The organism is Spirosoma sp. 48-14 (genome assembly GCF_001898575.1).
In the GTDB taxonomy this organism is placed as follows: Bacteria; Bacteroidota; Bacteroidia; order Cytophagales; family Spirosomataceae; genus Spirosoma.
In genome coordinates, this window is the sequence record NZ_MKUD01000020.1 from 1 (window position 1) to 24,054 (window position 24,054).

Below are 24,054 nucleotides of genomic sequence, written 5' to 3' on the forward strand. Positions count from 1 at the left end.
CTTGATGATCGCTCCTACCCCCTTGTCTTTCAGAATCGAGAAATAGTTGCAGGTTTGCCGGGCCCCATCTACCGACAGAATTTTACTTTTGAACAGGGCATCATTCGGTAGGGTATTGCCACCGCCCGGTACCTGATAGTTCCAGGGGTCGCCGTTGTAGTTGGCTGTGCCGCCATAGGTGCCAAAGTCTCGGTAGGGAATGCCTAATGAGTTGAGGGTAGGGTCAGCGTATTTTCGTTTTCGGGCTTCGTACCAGGCAGTGTATTGGGGTGCGGTGTCGGGCATCCCATAGACTCCCTCCTGAATTTCGTTGGCTTCGAAGAGTGCGCAGGGGATGGTATTGCTGGCGCGGTTGATGTTGTCGTTGCTGAGGCTTTTGGCGGGGTATGCCCCTGCTTCGGTGCCGGTGTAAGGGCCAGGGGCACCCGACACAGCCAGATTAATACTGTGCGTCCAGTTTACTCGCTGATTATTTCCCAGTGAACTATCCATGATAGCTAGTACTCCTCCCTTTCTGGCGGAAACGATGCTATCGGACGTAATGTCTGTACGTTTCTGCACAATGGTAAACACCCGATTATCGGGTAGAGTCATAGTTGGGGCTTCTTTCATTCCCCTTGGTATCCAGATGTCAGTCGGGGCTAACCAGGGTGGGCGGGTTACTTTATAAGGCAGAAGAGATGGGTCTGTGGGTAAAGGGTCTGTACCTAAAAAGATTTGGGTAAAGGCTTTTCGTATCCAGTTATAAGGGGCATTGGGTAAATTGGCTATGCCCATTATAATAGAAATACTATCGCCCGGACTAAAATCGTAGGTTGTTGGCAAGCTTGTGACAGCCGGCATACCACCTATATAGTAGAATGTATACTCACCACCGCCAAGATCGGGTTGCTTTGTGTTTATAATACGAGCTTTACCATTACTCCACTGAACGGCGGGTGTGAAGAGATCAGGATTGGCGACAATCATCTGAACGTTCACAGTTCCACTAGGTGTAAAATCGGTGTTGGCGGCCGTCGTATATGTAGCATAGGTAACCGTATCAGGTTTAAAATCGGCGTTGTTAGCTGTTATATAGGTATCCGCAAGCATGGCAAAGAGGGCTTATTAGTATGTTGTTTATAATTTTGTTTATTTATAAACTAATGTTCACATTAATGTGAAAAATGTAAAATATAGATTAATGTCTATTGAAAGGAGTATTCTACTAGTATACAGCTAAAACCGGGCCAAAAATATCAATAACCTTTATTTATTAAAGTATAGTACTTCTTTGTTAAGAGTAACTTAAAATGAATAAAATGGTGAAGCCAGCCTCTAATCACTTACTGAATCGATAGTTACAAATTGACGCATCGTTAATTTACGGAAATGCAAATTCTGAATACAGGTTTGGCTAGATGTTTGCTTGTAGGTTGACTGATAGGGGATAGTAGACTTACCAGGTAGTGTTCGAGCCCTATGTATACTAATAAACTGTTTCAGTATGCGTATAACTATACCGGCTTTTCTTCTCTTACTCTCAACGAAAATAGTAATGGCGCAGAATAGCTATGTGGCTAATTCGGCCAACGCATCTTTACCGGGTTCCTACAATACGTTGGCTGGGCCTTCAGCAGGTAATGGGTCCATGCAGGGGAGCAACAACTCTTTTTTAGGATTTCAGGCGGGGCAAACGAATACACAAGGAAACGAAAATACATTTATAGGTAGTGCAGCCGGTAAATTTAATACGCTGGGCGTCGATAATTCTTTTATTGGCAACCGGGCTGGAACATCGAATACAACCGGTAGTTATAACACCTTCTTCGGCTCTTTTTCCGGCCAGGCCCTAACTAGTGGTAACCGCAATACATTCATTGGCTACGAGGCAGGCTTTTCTACGCTTACCGCCAGTTTTAATGTGTTCATTGGCAATGGTTCTGGCAGAACCAACACCATTGGTTTTAATAACGCATTTGTGGGTAATAATGCTGGCTATTCAAACGATAGTGGCTTTTCAAACACCTTTATGGGAGCCAATGCCGGGTATGCCAATACAAGTGGGTCTGGTAACTCGTATTTTGGGTATCAGGCCGGTAATAGCAATACGACGGGCTCTAACAATACCTTTCTGGGTAGCTCGGCGGGGCAGGCGAATACAACAGGGGCCAACAATACCTTCCTGGGTGGAGGAGCTGGAAGCCTCAATACAACGGGTTATCAGAATGCTTTCGTGGGCTTTGGCGCTGGAAGTAGTGTGACGACGGGTTACCAGAATTCGTTTCTGGGCTATAACGCCGGGTTGAATACAACAACAGGTACTGGCAATACCTTTATTGGTAATGCTGCGGGCCAGGCGAATACCACTGGTGGAGGGAGTACCTTTCTGGGTAGTAATGCGGGTTTGTCCAATACAATCGGCCTTAACAATACCATGATTGGTATTAATGCCGGTTATAGTACGGTTTCTGGAAATTTCAATGCATTTATCGGTGCGTATGCTGGTCTGAACAATACGACTGGTTCACAAAATGTGTTTATCGGCAATAATTCGGGCTATACAAACACGACCGGCTTTGGAAACCTGTTTATTGGTAATTCCGCTGGATACAACAATACGACTGGAGATAGTAATGCCTTTATGGGCAGTAATACCGGTTCATTCAATACGACCGGAGTAGGTAATACGTTTTTGGGCATTGCTAATGGATTAAACAATACGACTGGCTCCAATAATGTGTCGGTCGGGTTGAGGGCAGCCAACAAGAATCAGACCGGCAATAAAAACGTAATGATCGGAGACAGCGCCGGTTTCAATAATACAGTAGATGGGAATGTCATGCTGGGCTCGAAGGCCGGATTTACAAATCAAACGGGAAGGAGGAGTACGTTTATTGGCTACCAGGCTGGGTACAGTGCTGTAGCCGATTCAAATACGTTTGTCGGGTATCAGGCTGGCTTTCAGACCACGTCGGGTAAAGGAAATACGTTTTTCGGCGTAAATGCGGGGCGTAGTATCACGACGGGATCGAATAATACCATTATTGGCAACAAAGCTGGCCCGGCTTCGATCAATTCGGACGATAACGTGTATATCGGCTATAATACCGGCAAACATGATAAGGGCTCCCGGAACACGTTTTTAGGTACCCAGGCTGGTGTCCTGGCCGATAATGGTGAGCCACTGTTCAATGCTACTGCTATTGGAGCGGACGCCCAGGTGGCGGTAAGCAATGCTGTTATTTTAGGAAATAAGGCTAATGTGGGTATTGGTACATCGGCACCTATGGCCCGGCTTGAGGTGGTTAGTGAAAATGCCGATGCCAGTGGCCTTCGGCTGACGAACTTAACTGACAAGAGCCCATCGGCTCGTTCGACAAACCAATTCTTAACCGTCAACGAGCAGGGCGATGTGGTGAAGGGGAACTATCTGCTGCGTGTTAACCGTCCTGACGACTGGGCCGACAATGTTTTTACACATACTTACTCACTGCGTTCACTGGCGTCTGTAGAAACCTATATTCATCAAAATCACCATCTGCCCGAAATTCCTTCGGCTGAGCAAATGGCTGAACAGGGTATCGATCTGGCTAAAATGAACGCGCTGTTGCTGAAGAAAATAGAGGAATTGACTTTGTATAGTATTCAGTTAGAAAAGAATAACCGTCATCTGGAAGAAAGCGATAAAAAGCAACAAATCGTCAATCAGCAACTTAAATCCGAAGTGAATGACCTTCGGAAGCTGGTAATGAAGCAATTGGCTAAACGGAGATAACGGATTATATAACCCTGTGATGAAGAGGCTCTGAAAATCAGGGCCTTTTTTGTTTTGCTAGGTCTATAAAACGCTTATGTTCAGACGTGGATGGGTACTTTGAGCAAAGGGGGTTCTGGGCGTATCTAAATTTGAACGCTACCAGCCAATAGCCTTTGGGTAATAAATTTCCGTAAGCTTCCAGGTGCGTTTGCAGTTAATGATTTTACCGGATAATAACTTTCGGGCTATGCGTTATCGCGTTTCTTCTTTTTGCCAGACACCTTATTGTCCGTTTTGTTTTGATTTGTATATTTGAAATCGTTGACAACTATGTAGCAAGCGCAAATCGTTCATAGTGAACTCTTTTTGACCTTTTTTGCTAGTTGTTCAATGATTGATCCACCCAAGTTTTCAATCAACGTGTTCACCTTTTGCTGTCATTCCTGCCAGTCCGAAAGGGCTGAGTCAGAATGGTATAGTCTGCATGAAAGTTTCGCCTTTGCAACCGTTTCAAATCGTGTATTCATTACTGGATCACGAATTTTTAGGCTACCTGATTGAGGCCTTTGTAGTCCAGCGAAATAGCCGGGGTGAACTTACGCTTCAAAATCAAACTTTATCAACGCAAAATGTTAGTGAGTTTGCCAAGGGATTGGACGAACGGGATTTTGAGCTTGTCAAACTCATCGATAGTATTCAGCAGGATACTATCGTAAAAAAATTCAATTCGAGAAAGTTACCTGCTGTCGATTTCTTCCTGAAAATATACGACGCACAGAAAGGCGATAAACAACTTCAGGAAGCAATTGGAGGCTATCTTGAAACAATAAAAGCGCAGATTATGGCGCTATTGCCGGGCAAGCCATTTTATATCATGGGCAACGATGGCAATCCAGCCTGGCAACCCATCATCTGGATGGCAGAACCGGCCCGCGTTCACTTTCATTTTGTTCGGAACGCCGATTCAACCCATTATTTTCCAATTATCCGATACCCACGCCAGAATGCCGCCGGAGAGGTAGAAACGGAGCGAGTCGATTTTCAGTTTAAAGACGCACTCATGATCTGTGACGAGCCTGCCTACATGATGGTAGGGAATCGACTCTATCACTTCAGCAAGAATGTAGATGGAAAAAAACTGCGTCCTTTTTTTACGAAAAATCATATTGTAATTCCCCGAAATATTGAGCAGCAGTACTACGAACGCTTTGTAACGCAGCTAATTGCTTCCTACGACGTATATGCAAAAGGGTTCGAAATTCGCGCTGAAGTGCTGGAGCCAACACCCGTACTTACGGTATCGGAAGTAGTGCAGTCGAGTCGTTCAGTTTCGGTATCGTTGTTTCAAAACGGAGGCACTGATGGTATCGAAACGCTTGAACGAGACGAAGATGCTGATCCACGAATTGTCTTTGATCTGGCATTTCAATACGGAAACTTTACGTTTCGATTCGATAGCTTTGGTACGTCTGCCAATGTTAGTTTAGAGAAAAAAGGCGACGAGTACTTATTTCACAAGATTCGTCGGGATCAGCGACTGGAAAAACAGAAGCTGACGTTCCTGCGCGATTCGGGGCTTGACCTGCGTCATGGTCGTGTAACGCTTTCCAAGTCTGACGCTTTTGCCTGGCTATCTACGAATAATGATCAACTTCGGGAAGCTGGCTTTCTGGTTCGGCAGGATGCCCAGAATACCAAGCGCTATTTTCTGGGTTATTCGAGCATTGATGTGTCGATTCAGGAAGGCCGCGACTGGTTCGATATTTATGCAAATGTTCGATTTGGGGAGTATGAAATTCCGTTTCTAAAACTTCGGAAGCTGATTCTGGCTAAGAAGCGTGAATTTACCCTGCCCAATGGTGAGGTAGCCGTTATTCCGAGTGCCTGGTTTACCAAATATTCCGAGTTGTTCGGCTTTATCGAACATCTGGATGGTATTGATTCCGGTGATGGGCGGTTGGTACTGCAAAAGCATCACCTGGCCCTGGTAGAGGAGCTTGATCGGGACAATCTTGCCACTACGGTGATTAGCCGTAAACTGGAGCGGTTACGAAATTTTGAGGAGATCGAGCATTTTCCACTGCCGGTCCACTTCAATGGTACGTTGCGGCCTTATCAGCAAGCTGGGTACGATTGGATGAATTTTTTACGTCAGTACCGATTTGGTGGATGCCTGGCCGATGATATGGGGCTTGGCAAAACCGTGATGACCCTGGCTATGCTGCAAAATCAGAAAGAATTGGGCGCTACTGAGCCAAGTTTACTGGTTATGCCAACGTCACTACTCTATAACTGGGAGCTGGAAGCCCGTAAGTTTACACCTGACCTGCGTATTATGGTGTACACAGGTACATACCGGGATAAAAACACCGCCCAGTTCGACGGGTACGACCTTATTCTGACGTCCTATGGAATTGTTCGAATCGATATTGATAGCCTTAGCGATTATCGGTTCAATTATGTGATTCTGGACGAGTCGCAGGCGATCAAAAACCCATCGTCGCACATTACCAGAGCCGTTATGCAACTTAACACCGCTAATCGGCTTATCCTGACGGGAACCCCGCTCGAAAACAGCACCATGGATCTGTGGTCGCAGATGTCGTTCATCAATCCGGGGTTATTGGGCAGTCAGTCGTTCTTCCGAAATGAATTTCAGGTTCCAATCGAGAAGCGGCATGACGAAGCCAAAACCAGTCGGTTATACAGCCTGATCAAGCCGTTTATGCTTCGGCGCAACAAGGCTCAGGTTGCTACCGATTTGCCCGAAAAAGTAGAGAGCGTGCTTTACTGCGAGATGACTCCCGATCAGGAAGCACAATACGAAGAGGCCAAATCATACTATCGGAATCTGATTCTGGAGCATATTGAAGAGGAGGGTATGGCCAAATCACAGATGGTTGTGTTGCAGGGGCTGACTAAGCTCCGACAGATTGCCAACCACCCGCGTATGGTCGATGCCGAATACGAAGGGGATTCCGGGAAGCTGGATGATGTGATTATGCGGCTGGAAAGTGCGATGACGGAGAATCACAAAGTTCTGGTATTTAGTCAGTTTATTAAGCACCTGAATGTAGTGCAGCACTACCTGAAGGAAAAACGAATCAAGTACGCCTACCTGGACGGGTCGACTACCGATCGGCAAAGTCAGGTTGCGTTGTTCCAGACCGACGACTCGGTAAAGCTGTTCCTGATTTCGCTAAAAGCTGGCGGATTGGGACATAACCTGACGGCTGCCGATTACGTATTTATTCTGGACCCCTGGTGGAATCCAGCCATCGAAGCTCAGGCCGTTGATCGGGCGCACCGGATAGGGCAGCAAAAGACGGTGTTCACTTACAAATTCATCGCCAAAAATACGGTAGAGGAAAAAATTCTTTCTTTACAACGTGCCAAGCAGCAACTGGCTGGTAGCCTGATTACGACAGAGGAAAACTTTGTAAAATCACTGACCAAAGAGGATATTATGGTGCTGCTGGAGTAAAAGCTTTAATAAAAGCCAGGCATTTGCGGGAAGATATTGGCTGGCGATAGTTATTCATCCGAAACACTATCGTTCACTAATAAATAACTCAACGTATGAATGTCAAAAGCGTATTCGGTATTATTCTGACCCTTATCGGATTGGTTGGTCTGATCTATGGAGGAATGGACTTTACGAAAGGCGGAGTGGCTCAGGCTTCGTTTGTATACCTTATTCTGGGCGGTGTTTTCTTCTTTGCGGGCATTAGCCTGATTCGCGGAACAAAAGCCTGATAACACAACAAGGAAGGCCGAACAGGAAGAAGAATAAATTGGCAATCCTTCTCTCTGTCCGGCCTTCGTTGTTGCTTTTCTTTACCGTAAGTAAACTCCCATCCGATCCGTATCACTCAGGACTACATCTACATGTTCGGTTAAGGTTGTGCTTAACTCGTAGCCTTTATAGTCAGCAGCAACCGGGTAACGGGGATGATTTCGGTCAATCAGAACGGCTACCTGTAATTTCCGAATCGGGATGTTTAGAAAAGGTTGCAGGCTAAAGGCTAACGTCCGGCCTGTGTATAATACATCATCGACAACAATGACTACTTTATCCGTAAAATCGGTTGCCGACCCTTCATGATGAACCCTAGGCTGGGCAGCTGATGATTTATCCAGATCAAGCCGAATCAGGTCGATCGCAAGGGGAGTAATGGTTTGCAATTCGCGTGCCAATGCCTGAGCCAGTATATAGCCCTCGCCCGCTATACCGGCCAGGAGTAGTGCTGTTTCGTCAAAATTGGTTTCGTAGATCTGGAATGCTATCCGTCTGATTTTCTGATGGATCTGGGCAGAATTAAGGATAAGCGTGGGCTGGGCTGTGTTCATGCAGAAATCGACAATCGAAATTTGGATGTAAAGATGATAAAAAAGCGGTTAGGGAACGAAATAACCGCTCGGGTCTGTGAGTTGGCATAGTTTTCGCCATCAGTGCTGATAGATGCAAGCTGATTTAACCGACCATGCATACGATTATCAGTCTTATAGTAAGCCTTTACCTCTGGGTATTGCCCGCACCTTCCGTACCTGAAACCGACATTACACAAACCGTAGGCGTATCGTTACGAAGCGGAGATGCCAGTCGATTGTCAGCCCGGTTTGCCAAAACCATTGAATTGGTCATCGATGCCGAAAACGTCGAATTTTCGGCTGTTCAGGCTACCCATGCCGAACTGATTTTACGTTCCTTCTTTCGAAAATACCCGCCCCAGAGCTTTCAGTTTGTATACCGGGGGGCTTCAGACCACCTGCGCTACAGTACAGGTACGTACAAAACCGATGGTCAAACATTCTCGGTATACGTGCTCATGCGTCAGAACAGTAATCATACGTATGTGATCAACGCGCTCCATTTTCGAAAAGAATCGTCGTCGGTCGTCAGTCGGTAAGTATCGGTACATCCATCAATTCATCTGTTCCTGAGCACGATTGACAAACGACGGACGATTTTTACCTGTATCTTTGCACTTTCATGTAGAGGTACTATGATTGTTAAGACCAAAAAATACGCGCTAGACCAAAAAACGTACGTAAATATTGCCCTGCGTCAGTGGGTGAAAGAGAATTGGAAATGGGCGTTTGTTCCCCTTGCGCTCATTCTGCTGAATGTGGTTCTGAACCTGACGAATGTGTATCCGAATTACTGGATTTACATTGTTATCGTTCTGCTGACCATTTTATATGTGCTGTTCTGGGCTGTTCAGATCACGGGCATATCGCAGATGGAGCAAAGCAAAGCCTTGTTCGATAAGTACGTCTACGAAATCGACAGCCGCCAGATCCTGATGCGTATCAACGCCAAAGAGGGGGGCATTCTGAAATGGAGCCAGATCGACAGCGTTATCAAAGACAAAGAGGCCTACATCCTGTTTCTGAACAATGCCGACGCTATGGCGAATGTAAAAGCCAGTTGGTTTGCCAAAACCGTAACTAAAGGGCTTTCTAAAGCACAATTTATCTATTTGCCATTTGCTATATTCACAAGTGATAACGACCTGCGATTTACGGAAGCGCTACTGAAGCGTAAAGGGTTGTTGGCCGGTGGAAATGTCCCGGCTGAAACCGTTAAGTAGCCTCGTTATACCTGTAGTATTAGTGCAGAGCCGCAAAGAACACAAAACCTACTGTGAATGGGGGCGTTGTGTTCTCTGTGGCTCTTGTTTATTTGCTCAGACAAACCTAAACGCATGAGAAATCTGCTCGTTCCAGCTTATCTTATTATTCTATCAATAACGGCTTATGGCCAGTCAAAAAGGTCGGTGACACTCGATGACATCTGGGGCCGCAATGCCGGTGTGTTCAACCAGCGAACCGTCGATGCTGTAAACTGGATGAAAGCCGGAGGTTTTTATACGACTCTGGATGGGAATAAAGTGGTCAAATTTGCCATTACAACAGGGCTGCCCGTCGAGACATTGTTGGATGGGCGGCAAGCGACGGTGGCCGGTAAGCCGATCACTATGAGCGATTACCAGTTGTCGGCTGACGAACGTAAACTGCTTCTGACTACTGATGAGGAGCCAATATACCGGCGGTCCAGCAAGGCAACATTTTATGTTTACGATCTGGCCACCAAGTCCTTGAAACCACTTAGCAAAGGGGGTAAACAGCAATACGCAACCTTTTCGCCCGATGGAAAACGGGTGGCGTTTGTGCGGGACAATAACCTGTTTGTGGTTGAGCTGGCAACTGGTAAGGAAACCCGACTGACGACCGATGGGAAGCGAAACGCCATTATTAACGGAGGAGCCGATTGGGTTTATGAAGAAGAATTCAGCATGGCGCGTGCGTTCGAATGGTCGCCCGATAGCCGACGGCTGGCCTGGATTCGGTTCGATGAAAGCCGCGTTCCCGAATATGATATGCAGATTTGGGGCAGCCTGTATCCGGTAGAGTATCGCTTCAAATACCCAAAGGCAGGAGAAGCCAATTCAACGGTGTCGGTTTGGATAGCCGATGTGGTGTCAGGCAAAAAGGTGATGGCGAAAACAGAAGCAGGCCTGGCCGATAAGGATATATACCTGCCGCGTATTCAATGGACAAAGCAGGCTAACCTGCTCTCCATCCGGCGGATGAATCGGTTGCAGAACCGACTCGATCTACTGCATGTAAACGCTACAACGGGACAATCGACAGTGGTGCTGACCGAAACAAGTCCTACCTACGTTGATCTGGAGTTTACCGACGATCTGACTTACCTGAGTGATGGTAAGTCGTTCCTATTGACCAGCGAACGCAGCGGCTACAAACATCTGTATCTGTATGATCTCAGTGGCAAACTCATTCGTCCGATCACCAGCGGCAACTTTGAAATCATTACGGTGGCAGGGATCGATGAAAAGGCAGGTACGATCTATTACATAAGTACTGAGAAATCGCCATTGGAACGGCATGTGTATAAAATCGGGATCGACGGACAGCATAAACAGCCATTGACTACCCAGGCTGGTACGTATAAGGCTACATTCAGCCCCGATTTCTCCTATTATCTGTTATACCATACAGCAGCCGGTTCGCCGGTGCAGGTCAGCCTTCGCGATACGAAATCGACTAATGACCTTCGCATATTGGAAGCCAATGAGGACCTGAAAAATCGGTTGGCAACCTATGCCATCACACCAAAACAGTTTTTTCAAAGCAAAGCCGCCGATGGTACATTGCTCAATGGCTGGATGATTCGCCCGGCGACGTTTGATAGTACGGGTTCCAAAAAATACCCAGTCCTGATGTTCGTGTATGGAGGCCCAGGCTCGCAGACGGTAAAGAACGATTGGGAAAGCCGCGATTTCTTCTGGTATCAAACGCTGGCTCAGAAAGGCTACATCGTTGTGTCGGTTGATGGGCGGGGAACAGGTGCACGCGGAACGGCATTTCGCACCGTCACCTACGCGCAATTGGGTAAACTCGAAACCGAAGACCAGATCTCCGTGGCCCGTCAGTTGAAAACTCTGCCTTACGTTGATCAGAGTCGTGTTGGTATTTGGGGGTGGAGCTATGGGGGGTACATGACGGCCCTCTGCATGACGTTAGGTGCCGATGTGTTCAAAGCCGGAATTTCGGTCGCTCCCGTTACCAACTGGCGATTCTACGACACAATTTATACCGAACGTTACCTGAAACGGCCGCAGGAGAACGCAGCAGGCTATGACGATAATTCGCCGGTAACTCACGCCAGCAAGCTCCGTGGTCCTTTTTTGCTCGTGCATGGTACGGGCGACGATAATGTTCATTTTCAGAATTCAGTGGCTTTTGAAAATGCCCTGATTTCGGCCGGAAAGCAATTCCAGTCGTTTTACTATCCGAACCGGAACCACGGTATTTATGGAGGTAACACCCGCTTGCATCTCTACCAGATGATGACAGATTTTGTCGAGAAGAATTTATAATGAATGGAAAAAGGAGAAAGGAAAATGGAAAAAAGAAAGTTGATCTGTAAACTCCCTTTCTGCCTTCTGCCTTCTCCCTTTTCCCCTTTTGCTTATGGCCTTCAAAAACATACGTGTCGGTGTGGTGCAGGCGACCCCTGCGTTATTCGATCTGGAAAGAAGTGTTGATCTGGTAATCGACTGGATTGGTAAAGCAGCAGAAGCGGGTTGCCAGTTCGTTTTATTTCCTGAATCGTTCATTCCCTGCTATCCGCGTGGCCTGACCTTTGACGCCATCATTGGCCGCCGGACCGACAAAGGCCGTGCTGTATGGCTGGATTATTGGGCAAATAGTCTGGAGGTGTCGTCGGTCCAGACGCAACGGATCAGCGAGGCCATCAAAAAAGCAAATGTGATGGTAGCCCTGGGAGTGACCGAGAAAGAGCCAGTGGGAGGTACTCTATATTGCACGTTATTGTATTTCGGGAATGACGGGCGTTTGTTGGGGAAACACCGTAAACTGAAGCCCACTGGCCTAGAACGATACATCTGGGGCGAAAGTGATGGTAGCACATTGGTCAGTTTCGACAGCGAGATCGGTAAATTTGGTGGTTTGATCTGCTGGGAAAACTACATGCCTCTGGCCCGAACAGCATTATATCAGCAGGGAATCGAACTATATCTGGCGCCAACAGCCGACGCCCGCAACTCGTGGCAGGCAACTATGCAGCACATTGCGTTGGAAGGCCGCTGTTTTGTGCTGGCCAGTAATCAGTTTGTGCAAAAAACCGACTATCCCGAACGATACCAGGCCGATCTGGCTGACGAACCGACGGTCATGTGTAGCGGGGGTAGTGTAATTATTTCGCCAATGGGTGAAGTGCTTGCCGGACCACTTTGGAATCAGGAGGGGCTACTCACGGCCGATCTGGACTTCTCGATACTGGCTAAAAGCAAATTAGATTTCGATTGCGTGGGGCACTATTCCCGAAACGATGTCTTTACCCTAACGGTTGCGAATCAGCCACCTATCCAGAAAGTTTGAATCTGCTTATTGGCCAGTCGAGTGCTCCTGGGGCTTCAGTTCTTCGGCCAGCATAAGTCGCGTTTGAGGCAGACTTTGCGGGTACTCATCGCGGATAAACGCTATCAGATTTTCTCGCATATGACAGCGCAGATCAAAGGCTGAAGGGGCATCCTGGGCCGATACCAGCACCCTTACCTGAATGCAGGTAGGAGTGGTATCCGTCACTTGTACCGCAAAGCTATCGCCAGTCCAGAGCGGGTCATTTTCAGCCAGTTCACGCGCTTTTTTTCGAACAGCTTCAACAGGAACCGTATAATCCAGATAGAGAAAAATGGCCCCAACGATGGATGCATCTGAGCGGGTCCAGTTCTCGAAAGGCGTTTCGACAAAGTAGGTAATAGGCAGAATCAATCGTCGACGGTCCCAAAGCCGCACAATTACACTGGTCAGGTTTATTTCTTCGATACGACCCCACTCTTTTTCAACCACAACCGCATCGTCCAGGCGAATCTGCTGATTGAGCGCTATCTGGATACCTGCCAGCAGGTTCGCTAATGTCTTCTGGGCGGCAAACCCAAGTACGACAGACACTACCCCGGCCGATGTCAGCACACTAAGGCCTACTTTTCGGCTCCCCTGAAAGGTAATGAGTAAAAGCGAAGCCCCAAGTATAACGACCAGAATAACAATGAGCCGACGGAAAAAACGTACCTGCGTAACGAATTTCCGATGAGCCAGATTGGTATCATTCGTGGTGTCGTATTCATAAATAAGCCGTTTTTCGCCCACCTTGAGCAGTTGGACGATAAACCAGGTTGTTGTAATCAGAAAAAGGATTTCAGCGGTTTTGTCGGCTACAGGGTGCCGACGCAAAAAACGCTCTGACTGCAAATTTGTAGCCAGCAGAAAAAATAGCGAGGGTACAAACAACCAGAACGCCCAGCGAGCGTACACTTTTAAAAGAGATAGCGTTCGAAACGACCGTCGGCGCACCACAAACCGGATGGTCTGTGTAATGACCACATCGACGGCTAGTCCTAGTACAACGGCGATGATGAGCAATATCCATCCCGACAAATCGCGATTCGGTACATAGCCAAACCAACGGACAATCGCCCGTATCCATAGGTCAAGTTGCTGTTGCATGCGGTAGTTGAAGTGCCTGTCGTATTAACCGGATTACAGGTAACTTGTGTTTCAGTTAATGCCAGGTCCAGATCGGTTGAAAATCCAGATCCGGCAAATCGCCAATCAGGACGGTTCCGTTTTTCTCGACCCAGGCATGTGCTTCAAATGTATGGCTTTTGCGGACGCCAACGACCAGATCGATGTCTTTATCTTTTCGAAGGAAATAGGTTAATGCCAACGCCTGCGGCAGGCAGAAAGCAGCTAGCGGACCGCTTACTTTTTGAATAGCCTGAATTTTTCGGTCAATCAACTGGCGGGGAGTCTCACCAGATTTGTTAGCCCTGGTAAGTTTGCTATAAAGTTGCCTAAACGTTTGAAACGATAACAATTTAAGGCCAAGCTGGATGGTAGAAACAATAAAGAACGCCTGAATAAGAAGCCGTTGATCTGAAGTGGATAGCTGTGTAAACCGCTTAAATCGTTTCCACCAGTTTTTCATGGGCCAGGTCGTTCAGCAGTTGCTGCAAATCGTTGGTACAGGTTTGCTCATCGACTTCAAAGTTTGCCATAACATGTTCTTTAAGATCATCAAACGACATAGGCGACTGTTTAAGAAGGTCCCAGACAAACGTACCCACTTCATTGAGGCCATAATACATTCCGGCTGCATGATTAAGAATAACCGTTTCGCCAGCCAGTTCAGAGGAGATCTGATTCTGAGTTAATCGATACATATACGAACGATACTGATTAATGACCAAAGATAAAGGAATTTATCAGCAACGGCGATTCGATTACCCGCGATACGTACTCTATGATAAAGGTTTAGGTTTATAATTTATTGATTTTTAGCGGTTTGTCACTTTGTGGGGGTGGTTTCGGTGAGTTTGATTTACCGTATTCGTTATAGTGTAAAATGAGATTGTTGCGTTCGAAAAAACGCTTAAGAGCATTTACTAAGTTACTTAACTATTAGAAGCGTTATGCCTTTTGGTTCTGTTTTATGAATTTGAATAGTTTAAATTACATTAAACAAGGAACATAAATAAATAATATTTACCGGGATGTCATTCTGCAAAATGTAGATTTATTTTAGATGGTTAAACCGTTTTTTAGATCAGGTAAAATTTTTAGTAATCAACATTCTTAATGCCTCATTTCATTATGCAAAGACGTATACTCTTCGTTTTAACTTTTCTGTTGGTAACCTATGCGTCATGGGCTCAGGTAAGTCTGACAGGGACAACCTCGTATACCCAGAATTTTAATTCACTGGCTAGTTCTGGCTCAGGAACCTGGACTGACAACACTACAATTCAGGGCTGGTATGCTGCCATTACGAATAGCTCTAACGTGACGAATGCTGCCACTACCTATACGGTGGACCCAGGTAGCAGCACTACGGGGGGGCTACATAGTTATGGAGCAACCTCCGCAACTGACCGCGCTTTAGGCTCGGTGGGCTCTGGTTCTGCGAAGGCCATCTATTACGGAGTTTTATTAGTCAACAATACGGGTAGCCCAATTACAGCCCTGTCTGTTAGCTATAAAGGGGAGCAGTGGCGTAGCAGTACATCTGTACAGAATGTGCTTTCCTTCGCTTATAAAGTTGGGGCAAACTCAGTTAGTGAGTCTGACTATACCAGCAACTCGTTGCTCGATTTTGTAGGCCAGCCCCCTGTTTCCTCAAATGGTGCCCTGGATGGCAATGCCAATGCAAAAAGTATTACCAGTACATTTAATGTGAACATTCCGGTTGGCGAGAAGATTATGCTTCGCTGGATGGACGTTGACGATAGCGGAAACGATGCTGGTCTAAGTGTCGACGATTTAACCGTTAGTGTCGTTACCAGCCCTTTCCTCGTTGTAAATCCTACATCTGTAGGTAATTTGGTCAATACTGCCAACAATAGCAGTCCTTCTGCACCATCCACATTTACGGTCATTGGTGGGCTGCTCAATCCTGCAACGCCCGTTTCGGTTAGCCCTCCGGCTAATTTCGAAATTTCGACGGACAATGCTAGTTATTCAACAAGTGCTGTCACCATTTCACCTTCGGGTAATGGAACACTTAGTCAAACTATTTATACTCGATTAGTTAGTAACCTTTCTGCGGGGCCTTATACAGGGCTTGCCACAGTGAGCAGTACAGAAGTGCCCACGTCCCAAACAGCATCGCTCAGTGGAACGGTTTATACAGCTGGTGCCAGCGGTGCTTGTGGAACCTCCTATAAAATAAGCGATGTACGCAATGCCGCCGATGGCGTGACCTTTACGATAACCGGGCGTGTTACATCAAGTATTGGTACGAACATTTATATCCAGGATGCTACAGGCGGTATTCTGTTGTACACAGGTACGGGTACTTCGATTGAAGTGCCTGAGTTAAGCATTGGTGACGAGGTACAAGTGACAGGCGTATTGGCAACCTACAACGGGGAGCGGGAGTTGAAGAACTTCACGAGCTGTTTTGTAAAAACCACTTCCCCAAATTCGATTCCTACGCCCGTTACGGTTTCCGCTACTACTCTTTGCGATCACAAAGGCGAACTGGTGACGCTTACGGGAGTGAACACTATTACACCATCGGGTGGGACGTTTACAGGCAACACGAACTATACATTGACAACGGGTAGCGGCACGGTTATCATGCGGGTTCAGCTCGGTACCGATCTGGTGGCAGCAGCTAAGCCTACGGGGACTCTTGATGTTACGGGAATTGTGGGCGTATTCAATGGTACTTGCCAGCTACTTCCCCGTTCAACGACTGATGTTCCCGGAGCTACACCGAATACGGTTTCCTGCCCCGGCGTTGGTACTGGAGGGGCTGGCATTTCGGCAGATAATACGCTGGACATTACGTGGTGGAATGTGGAATGGCTAGGTAATACAGGCTTTGGTCCTACAAATGAGGCCCAACAGCAGGATAATGTACGGCAGCAACTGCAAAACATGAATCAGGATATTTACTGCCTGGAAGAAGTTACGGACCTGACAAAGCTAGATGCCATTGTGGCTACCCTGAATACAAATACGGGCAAGTCATACACATACACCTGTGGCGCTGATCCCAACCGTACTCCGCCTATTTATTACTCACACTGGTTTGACAGCCCTGAAGTGCCGGGTAATGCCAGCACCTATGCACAAAAGGTTTGTTTTGTGTACAACACGGCCATTGTCAAGAACGTAACGGCCAGCCAGATTGTAGCCGATGCCAGTCAGTTGAATTCAAGTTCCTGGGCATCGAATCGGTTCCCATTATTAATGAGTTGTGATGTGATGATCAATGGGGTTACCAAAAACTTTAAGCTGGTTGGCGTGCATGCCAAATCCGGCTCTGATGCATCATCATATAATCGTCGGATAGCCGATTTTGGGTCATTGAAAACGTATCTTGATGCAACCTATCCGACCAGTAATGTCATGATCATGGGTGATTTTAACGACGATGCCGACCAGTCGATTTATATTGATGGTACAACGAGTACAACAAATGTGTCGTCGTTCAACAACTTCATCATTTCAGGCGATTACACGGCCATTACGAAACAGCTTAGCACCTGTAACATTTCGAGTACGGCATCATACCCTGATATTATCGACCACCTGATCATTTCGAATGAAATTAGCACCAATGGCTCTTTTCCGGCTAGTGGTATTGCCTATATTCCGAACTCGGTTACAGCAGTACGCCCGATCGTAGGCGGAACAACAACATCCGACCACTTCCCGGTTTCGGCTCGTTTTCAGTTCGCACCTCCACTTTCAGCTACGTTGGTAGCCAGCACGTCGGCGGTTTGTTCGGGGCAGCCTGTTAATCTGGCTATTACTGTAAGTGGCCTGGGTGGGGCTACATATAGCTACACCGTAACGAACGGTACCAACAGCACGACTACAACGGGTGTATCAACGTCAACAACACAGATTAGTATTACCCCGACTGTAGCCGGTTCGTTCACATTGACGGTAATGAGCTCTGCAAATAACAGCGCTACGGCAGTGAGTGGAAATGTAGCAGTTGAGGGGCCAATTTCTGTTGTGGCTGGGCCCTCTTCGGCTACAACCACGATTGGTGGGACGGTAAGTCTGACAGCAACCGGGGCAACAACTTATCAATGGAGTGCACCAGCTCAGGCTGTTCTTAGCCCATCTACGGGTTCACCCGTTTCGGCTACATTAACCGCTGCTGGCGTGCAAACCTTTACCTTGCTGGCTGGTCAGGGAAGCTGTACACAAACCACATTCGTGAGCGTGACGGCCACAAATGGCCCCGACATATCACCAACGATTATGCTCGCTCAAGCGCAATTCACGGCTACAGATCCTGATAATGTCAGAAATTTTGTGGTGAATTTATATGAAGTGGGTTATCATTCTACAACGTCCGGACAATTAACTATTACGCTCAGTGTACCTACAGGCTATACATTAACTTTCGATGGAACCTTGACCAACACTAGTGTACTTAATGCATCGAATGTTATTACTAATGTAGCGGTTGATAACACCAACTGGGATGTAATCAATACAAAGGATGGTCAGCAAATCACTTTAAAAATAAAAGAGGGCCAGTTCATGGATGCTAATACCCAGCGTAACGTCGGTTTTAGTCTGACCCGCACAACGGCCAACTCAGGAAGCGTTTCCAGTATTACTGTCAACGTTGCGAATGACAGTGGGTCTGGGTATGACGTTAATCCTGTCAATAATGTATATGCGCGTATTATTTCGGGCCTATAGTCATTGTAGGTAGGACGAACAGTCTAGTCATTTGAAAATGGGGTAGAGGCTCGCTAATGCAGCGAGCCTCTTTTTATTGTCTTCAGATTATCAATCAGCTATGCATTTTATCAAATTAAAATGATATTATTACTTTTTAAAAGTATTTGTATATTAATTTTTATATTAAAATTAAATTTTAGTTTATGAAAGCATGGCTACTGATACTACTATGTTGGCTTCCACTACTAACTTTTGCACAAGTAGCAACGTATAACTTTAGTGGAGCTACAGGAAGCCAGACGTCTCAGCCAGTAACGTCAAAGGACCCGAATATTACGGCTTCTAATATAACACGGGGCACTGGCGTTACAGCAACGTCAGGCTCTGGAAGCATAAATGCTACAGGATGGATTAGCTCCGCTCAGGATGCCAACGATTACTATGAATTTACCCTGACGCCAACTAGTGGATATCAGCTAGACATAACGGGTATTTCCCTTTCGGCTCGTCGTTCAGCGGCTGGACCTGCGAATTATCTTCTGACCTATTCCGTAGCAGGTTCTGAAACAACAATCACAACTGGTACGCTCTCAACCACTACGTCAACATCAATAAGCCCTGCTTTTACATTAAAAACTCCCCAAGCCGTTCGTTTCAGAATTTATGCGTGGGGAGCAAGTAACTCGGTGGGGACTTTTCGATTGGATAATACACTAACTGTAAATGCATCAGCCCCTCTCCCTGTGGAACTCGTTGCGTTTTCTGGCCAGCCAACTGACAAAACGATAGAACTGACCTGGGCCACCTCGTGGGAAGATAAAAACGAAGGTTTTGATATTCTGAGAGGACGAACGCCTGATGGGCTTGAGAAAATTGGCTATGTCGAAGGGCATTCCTCTACACAGGCCGTATCAGCGTATTCGTTTACGGATCGAGACGTGGAAGCAGGACGAGTATATTATTATCGACTTCTTCAGCGAGACATGGGTGGAGGTTCTGCGTTGTCAAAAATTATTGATATCCGAGCCGGTTTCGGTATGGAAATGCTTGGCGCATCTGTCTACCCGAACCCAAATCATGGCTGCTTTACTGTATCTGCCAATAACCTGGAATTGTCCACTGTTAGTCTATACGACGCGTTAGGGACATTAATCCCGGTCACTTTTCGTCAAGATGAACGCCCTACATCTACGTCTGTAAACGTGGTTGGCCATTTAGCACCTGGAGTCTATTTTTTGCGGCTTCAGACAAATGGCGAAACCACAAAGCAGATCATAAAAGTGATTATTGAGTAATTAAATCTATCATGATAAAATCCCCCGTTTACTTCTATGAAACGCACTTATTCAGTCAAATCATCTCAATCGGTAAAGAAGGTATATACTAGACCAAAACTTTCAAGCTATGGAAACGTATCGAAACTTACCTTGAAAGGAGGTAGTATGTCAGATGGACTAACTAGCTACCAGCCATAGTAAGTTACAGCCTGAATGAATGAAGAGGAGTTCCTGCATTATGTCGATGTGAACTCCTCTTCTAGTTAAATAACAATATGGGTGGATTACTTAAAAGGGCGATAGGGCAAGGGATATTGTTCGGGTTGATGCTGGCTTGCCAACCAGCCGATACTATCGTGAACGATGATAGCCAGTACGTGCCAATCGAGGTGGGGCGTTACTGGGTATATGAAGTGCAGCAGGAAACCTACTCGCTGAGTGCCTCCCCAGTTTTTAGTACTTATTTCCTAAAAGAAACAGTTGGCGAGCGATTATCCTCACAAACAGCTAAAACCTATAAACTGATCCGATACAAACGTAGCAAATCCACAGATGCCTGGAAGTCGGATTCGATCTGGACGCTGCAACAGTTACCCAACAGCCTGATTCGGACCGAAAATTCGATTGCCTTTATCAAGCTTTTCTTCCCAGTTGCGATCAGCACAACCTGGAACCCAAACGAATACAATTCGCTTCCTGCCACTACCTTTCGCTATGAGCAAGTGGGGAAAGCCTACATGGCTGGTAAAGAAAGCTATCCAAATACAATTCAGGTGGTTAGCAAACAAAATGATTCGACGGCCATTTCACTAAATCGGTACGTAGATGTGTATGCCTATCAGACAGGTTTGATTTTTAAGGAAAGCGCGGTACTTGCTTACTGCCAAAGTAGTCCTGACTGTATCGGAAAAGGTCTGATCGCTTATGGGTACCGTCGAAAGCAACTATTGATCGAAACTGGTGTCGAGTAAGTAGTGGACAACTTCTCTTTACCATTTGATAAGCTTCTCCTGCAATTGCTCTTCCTGGCCGTCGCCCCAGTCAATACGTAAGGTTGCCTGATAAAGACCTGCCGGAAGCTGCTGGAAGCGTTCCAGATAAATGGTGTTTTCACCGACGAACGGGGTGGCAGTATACACATCAACTAGAATTCCGAGGCTATTTATGAGCTGCAGTTGTGCTGACTTGGGCGCTGATTTTCCGACCAATGTAAAACTAGTCTGGATGATATCCCTACCTGGGTTCGGATAGATTTTCCAGACGGTTGGGGCTCGTACCTCCGCTACCTTAAAAGCGATAGTGTAGGCATTGCCCGCTGCATTTCCCGCTGCATCGCGGCCTGTTACCAGCAATTCATAAGAGCCAGGAGCCAGATTTGTTAATCGATACGTAGCCAGTAAGGATATGGCTGATATGGCGGAACCCGACTCGGGGCTCAGGAGAGCAAATGGGCAGTTTGAGCAGGGTTTTAGGTAGGTCTGGATATTCCTTAGGTTATCCAGAGGTAACTGATTTTCATCGGTCAGACCAACTTGAACAACCGGGTTAGCCGAAACGTAATCTCCATTTTTGAGCGCCCGGTCATCGACGGTTACCGACAGAATCGGATTCAACTGATCGGGAAGAGCACTAGCGGGGAAAATGCTGGCTTTCTGAATGATCGGCCAATCCGCTAGGTCGAGGCTGAGTTCGTTATTCGTTTCTACCAGCTCGTCAATCTGGTTGTCACCATCCACCACAATGGCGAGTTGCTTAAGAGACAGCTCCTTTTTAATGGGAATGGCGATCGTATCCCGAACCGATGTAACATCGACCAGAAGCCGCTGGCTGGTAACGGTGCCGTTCCTATAGGTTTTGGTGAAGTGTAGTGACACGGACTGTCGGGCATAAAATTTACCAGCGTTGGAAAGAACCAGGTTGACTGTTAGAGAGTCATTATTGGCGATGATGGTCCCCGGTTCTCGGGCCTCGATAAACAGCTTTCGAGCGGCATAATCGGGTTTGGCTAGTGGAAAAACATGCAATGCTGGATCACCCTGCAAAATGATCTGTTGTAGGTCTGTGCGAAGTGTCAGGTCTCCATTGTATGGGTTGAGAGCCAAATTGACCTGCTGTTGTAGTTGCCCCAACGTATGAGTTAGGGTAGTGCTATCGGCAAAGAGTTTTTTGTAAAAGGTGGCAGCATAGGTTTGGGTGCTGGTTGGGTAGCTCCAGAAGGAACCTGCCAGTACGGCTATAGCCCCTTTATCGGGAGTAATAAGCCAGTCTGTACTGAGAGGATCGTATTTGTAAAAAAGGTTATTGATGCTACAACCGTTGAAAAACAGGATCGGGTACTTGCCTTTGTTATGGATAGGGCTACCGGGGGCAGAGCAGTAACCAATCGTAAAATCGAGTGTATTGGAGGAGCCATGCCCCGTATAACCTACCATCCCCACACCCTCATTAATCGGTTGCGAAATATCAACGGCTTCAACTTCTTCGAACGTTTTTTTCGACAACGACGTCACTTGCGCACCCATGTAAGGGCTTTCGGCTATCGGACGAAGCTGTTCCATCAGACTTTTGAGGTATAGGATTTCGCCCTGGTCGTGGCCACCATTTAAGTGAAGCATCCGTTTTTGCCAATCGGCAGGTGGCGCCTGCTCAAATTCCTTGACTTTGGCGAGATAATTCAGAGCTTGCTGATTGGTGGTTGCGTTGATGCGGCCGGTTGGTATGGCCTGGACAAACTCGGGGAAATCTGCCAGGCCCATCGTAAACAGGGCATCAGAACCCGGATAGCCGAATGTTGGAACCAGATCGTCAGTTTCAGAGGATTTCAACACATCAGGAAAACTGATGCCCCGGCCCAGCAGTAGTAAATGCTTATCTGGCCCACCTGACAGTATGAAATCGGCAAACCGACGAATCGCCATCGGGCTGCGCTCGCCATAGTTAAATTGGTCATAGATCGCCTTCGTTTCAATGACCAATGGTTTGTACTTACCACCCACGTCTGAAGCCCGATAGGCGGCATACTCGGTAGCCGATTCGAGCAGCGAGCGGTGCGTAATGATCAGATAATTGTTTGTTTTAGGGTTGATAACCGGAAAAATAACAACCGTAACAGCAGGCGATTTTTTGATTTCATTGCTAATGAATATTGTTTGCCCTACCGAGGTGTTTGGAACGATGAACTGCTCTGGCTGATTCCTGATTTTGGCGGTTGCGTACCGACCTGTCAGTGCATATACCATTGCGTTGGTATTCAGATCAGGAATTTGTACGACTGACTGATTTGCCGTATTTGGGCGTAGATAAAAGTACTTACCGGGCTGCCCATTCATCAGAAAGCGTTGTGGGTATACGACCTTCAGATAGGTCATCGAATACCAGTCGTACGCGCTTACGTTCAGGGATTGGGTTTTTAAAAGGATCGATTCATTTTTAATCACATTTTCGTTCAGGTTTAGCTGCACGTTTTTAGGGCTGAACGAGCCGATTGAAAGTGTATCGATAGGACTGTTATCGTTCAGGGCGTACCAAAGCTGGTGCTTGTTGGGCGAACGACCATTCAGTTGAAACGTAAACGTAGGAGGCTGGTTACTATCGACGACCCGATTCTGAAACCGTATTTGAAAGCGGGCTAATGAGTCTGGCCCGATATAATCCCCTGTCCAGCCTTCGCCCTCTTCAAAATAGCTTTGCTGAACAGGAGGTACTAACCCAATGGAATTGTTGAACGAATATTGACTAGTAAAGGCCGTGATCTGTTGTTCGAGGTGATACGGTTCGGGCGCCTGATTAGTAGGTTTGCCAACGAACGAAGGAAGCCGAAGTCCCGGTTTTGATCCTACCGTCAGAAAATAAAATGTTTCGTCTGAAAATAGGCTTTGGTATGGATTGGCTCGTGTAGTGTGATAATAAACTAAGCTATCGAGTTCCCCTTTATTTTTTTCGGCGTAGAATTGAATAAAATCGCTCTTGTCGAATCGGCCGTCTTCATCGCCACTGACTTCAATAGCCAGTTCATGGCCTCTGTGAAAGAGTTGTAGATTTTTGGGGTTAATTGTATCAGAAGCAAAACCGGCACGAACCAATTCAGTATAGGTAAGTCGGTAAACGCCATCCTCCCGAATACTTATTTTGGCATAGGATTGAGTCGGAACAATCCATTCGTTCCCATAGCGGAATTGCGCTTGCCCGGAGTAGGCGATTAGAAAAAGAGTGGCAAAAAGTAGTCTCAATCTTGCAAGTATCTTATTGTTTTTACTAAGATACTTGCAAGGT

At 46.7% G+C, this 24,054-nt stretch carries 15 protein-coding genes and 1 pseudogene; 10 read left to right on the forward strand and 6 right to left on the reverse strand.

Annotated elements, in window-relative coordinates; genetic code table 11:
• Positions 1-1,092 (reverse strand): annotated as a pseudogene (locus tag BGO59_RS12240) (hypothetical protein); the annotation flags it as partial.
• 394 nt (positions 1,093-1,486) lie between these two features.
• On the opposite strand from BGO59_RS12240, the gene BGO59_RS12245 reads away from it, so the two are divergent.
• The 3 genes from BGO59_RS12245 to BGO59_RS12255 all read left to right on the forward strand — a co-directional run bounded on the left by BGO59_RS12245 (position 1,487) and on the right by BGO59_RS12255 (position 7,495).
• Positions 1,487-3,757, forward strand: coding sequence for a hypothetical protein (locus tag BGO59_RS12245; RefSeq protein ID WP_293683914.1), 2,271 nt, complete (start codon positions 1,487-1,489; stop codon positions 3,755-3,757).
• A gap of 466 nt (positions 3,758-4,223) precedes the next feature.
• Positions 4,224-7,223, forward strand: coding sequence for a DEAD/DEAH box helicase (locus BGO59_RS12250; protein WP_293683915.1), 3,000 nt, complete (start codon positions 4,224-4,226; stop codon positions 7,221-7,223).
• Between the two features lie 95 nt (positions 7,224-7,318).
• The gene (locus tag BGO59_RS12255) at positions 7,319-7,495 is read left to right on the forward strand and encodes a hypothetical protein (protein ID WP_170061219.1); all 177 of its coding nucleotides are present in this window, start codon (positions 7,319-7,321) and stop codon (positions 7,493-7,495) included.
• An 81-nt stretch (positions 7,496-7,576) separates the two neighbouring features.
• On the opposite strand, the gene BGO59_RS12260 is transcribed toward BGO59_RS12255, so the two are convergent.
• A complete protein-coding gene (locus BGO59_RS12260; protein ID WP_293683916.1) occupies positions 7,577-8,089 on the reverse strand; it encodes a phosphoribosyltransferase family protein in 513 nt (170 codons plus the stop codon).
• 134 nt (positions 8,090-8,223) lie between these two features.
• Here BGO59_RS12260 and BGO59_RS12265 point away from each other — a divergent pair, with 134 nt between their 5' ends.
• The 4 genes from BGO59_RS12265 (at position 8,224) to BGO59_RS12280 (ending at position 12,670) form a co-directional block, all read left to right on the forward strand.
• Positions 8,224-8,649 (forward strand): DUF4783 domain-containing protein, encoded by a 426-nt coding sequence (locus BGO59_RS12265; RefSeq protein WP_293683917.1) that lies wholly within the window; start codon positions 8,224-8,226, stop codon positions 8,647-8,649.
• A gap of 96 nt (positions 8,650-8,745) precedes the next feature.
• Entirely contained in the window at positions 8,746-9,333 is a 588-nt protein-coding gene (locus tag BGO59_RS12270; RefSeq protein ID WP_293683918.1) for a YcxB family protein, read from the forward strand.
• Positions 9,334-9,447: 114 nt separating this feature from the next.
• Positions 9,448-11,646: a S9 family peptidase gene (locus tag BGO59_RS12275; protein ID WP_293683919.1), complete on the forward strand. Its 2,199-nt coding sequence runs from the start codon at positions 9,448-9,450 to the stop codon at positions 11,644-11,646.
• Between the two features lie 94 nt (positions 11,647-11,740).
• Positions 11,741-12,670: a carbon-nitrogen hydrolase family protein gene (locus tag BGO59_RS12280; RefSeq protein ID WP_293683920.1), complete on the forward strand. Its 930-nt coding sequence runs from the start codon at positions 11,741-11,743 to the stop codon at positions 12,668-12,670.
• Between the two features lie 6 nt (positions 12,671-12,676).
• Here BGO59_RS12280 and BGO59_RS12285 read toward each other — a convergent pair whose 3' ends face one another.
• The 3 genes from BGO59_RS12285 to BGO59_RS12295 are packed head-to-tail and all read right to left on the reverse strand — an operon-like array spanning position 12,677 to position 14,514.
• Positions 12,677-13,798, reverse strand: a complete 1,122-nt coding sequence (locus BGO59_RS12285; protein WP_293683921.1) for a mechanosensitive ion channel domain-containing protein — start codon at positions 13,796-13,798, stop codon at positions 12,677-12,679.
• 55 nt (positions 13,799-13,853) lie between these two features.
• On the reverse strand, positions 13,854-14,279 hold the full coding sequence (locus BGO59_RS12290; protein WP_293683922.1) for a lasso peptide biosynthesis B2 protein: 426 nt from the start codon (positions 14,277-14,279) through the stop codon (positions 13,854-13,856).
• On the reverse strand, positions 14,254-14,514 hold the full coding sequence (locus BGO59_RS12295) for a PqqD family protein (protein WP_293683923.1): 261 nt from the start codon (positions 14,512-14,514) through the stop codon (positions 14,254-14,256). The genes BGO59_RS12290 and BGO59_RS12295 overlap by 26 nt, the downstream gene beginning before the upstream one ends.
• A gap of 430 nt (positions 14,515-14,944) precedes the next feature.
• On the opposite strand from BGO59_RS12295, the gene BGO59_RS12300 reads away from it, so the two are divergent.
• From BGO59_RS12300 to BGO59_RS12310, 3 genes are all read left to right on the forward strand, one after another.
• On the forward strand, positions 14,945-18,523 hold the full coding sequence (locus BGO59_RS12300) for a DUF5689 domain-containing protein (protein ID WP_293683924.1): 3,579 nt from the start codon (positions 14,945-14,947) through the stop codon (positions 18,521-18,523).
• 185 nt (positions 18,524-18,708) lie between these two features.
• Positions 18,709-19,800 (forward strand): T9SS type A sorting domain-containing protein, encoded by a 1,092-nt coding sequence (locus BGO59_RS12305; RefSeq protein WP_293683925.1) that lies wholly within the window; start codon positions 18,709-18,711, stop codon positions 19,798-19,800.
• Between the two features lie 257 nt (positions 19,801-20,057).
• Positions 20,058-20,753: a hypothetical protein gene (locus BGO59_RS12310; protein ID WP_293683926.1), complete on the forward strand. Its 696-nt coding sequence runs from the start codon at positions 20,058-20,060 to the stop codon at positions 20,751-20,753.
• An 18-nt stretch (positions 20,754-20,771) separates the two neighbouring features.
• Here the strand turns inward: BGO59_RS12310 and BGO59_RS12315 are convergent, their stop codons facing one another.
• Positions 20,772-24,011 (reverse strand): C25 family cysteine peptidase, encoded by a 3,240-nt coding sequence (locus BGO59_RS12315; protein ID WP_293683927.1) that lies wholly within the window; start codon positions 24,009-24,011, stop codon positions 20,772-20,774.
• Positions 24,012-24,054: the final 43 nt, after the last annotated feature.

Excerpts from the sequence above, each read along its gene's own strand:
- BGO59_RS12245 (WP_293683914.1), top strand. The coding sequence starts at position 1,487 with ATGCGTATAACTATACCGGCTTTTCTTCTCTTACTCTCAACGAAAATA.
- BGO59_RS12250 (WP_293683915.1), top strand. The coding sequence starts at position 4,224 with ATGAAAGTTTCGCCTTTGCAACCGTTTCAAATCGTGTATTCATTACTG.
- BGO59_RS12255 (WP_170061219.1), top strand. The coding sequence starts at position 7,319 with ATGAATGTCAAAAGCGTATTCGGTATTATTCTGACCCTTATCGGATTG.
- BGO59_RS12260 (WP_293683916.1), bottom strand. The coding sequence starts at position 8,089 with ATGAACACAGCCCAGCCCACGCTTATCCTTAATTCTGCCCAGATCCAT.
- BGO59_RS12265 (WP_293683917.1), top strand. The coding sequence starts at position 8,224 with ATGCATACGATTATCAGTCTTATAGTAAGCCTTTACCTCTGGGTATTG.
- BGO59_RS12270 (WP_293683918.1), top strand. The coding sequence starts at position 8,746 with ATGATTGTTAAGACCAAAAAATACGCGCTAGACCAAAAAACGTACGTA.
- BGO59_RS12275 (WP_293683919.1), top strand. The coding sequence starts at position 9,448 with ATGAGAAATCTGCTCGTTCCAGCTTATCTTATTATTCTATCAATAACG.
- BGO59_RS12280 (WP_293683920.1), top strand. The coding sequence starts at position 11,741 with ATGGCCTTCAAAAACATACGTGTCGGTGTGGTGCAGGCGACCCCTGCG.
- BGO59_RS12285 (WP_293683921.1), bottom strand. The coding sequence starts at position 13,798 with ATGCAACAGCAACTTGACCTATGGATACGGGCGATTGTCCGTTGGTTT.
- BGO59_RS12290 (WP_293683922.1), bottom strand. The coding sequence starts at position 14,279 with ATGAAAAACTGGTGGAAACGATTTAAGCGGTTTACACAGCTATCCACT.
- BGO59_RS12295 (WP_293683923.1), bottom strand. The coding sequence starts at position 14,514 with ATGTATCGATTAACTCAGAATCAGATCTCCTCTGAACTGGCTGGCGAA.
- BGO59_RS12300 (WP_293683924.1), top strand. The coding sequence starts at position 14,945 with ATGCAAAGACGTATACTCTTCGTTTTAACTTTTCTGTTGGTAACCTAT.
- BGO59_RS12305 (WP_293683925.1), top strand. The coding sequence starts at position 18,709 with ATGAAAGCATGGCTACTGATACTACTATGTTGGCTTCCACTACTAACT.
- BGO59_RS12310 (WP_293683926.1), top strand. The coding sequence starts at position 20,058 with ATGGGTGGATTACTTAAAAGGGCGATAGGGCAAGGGATATTGTTCGGG.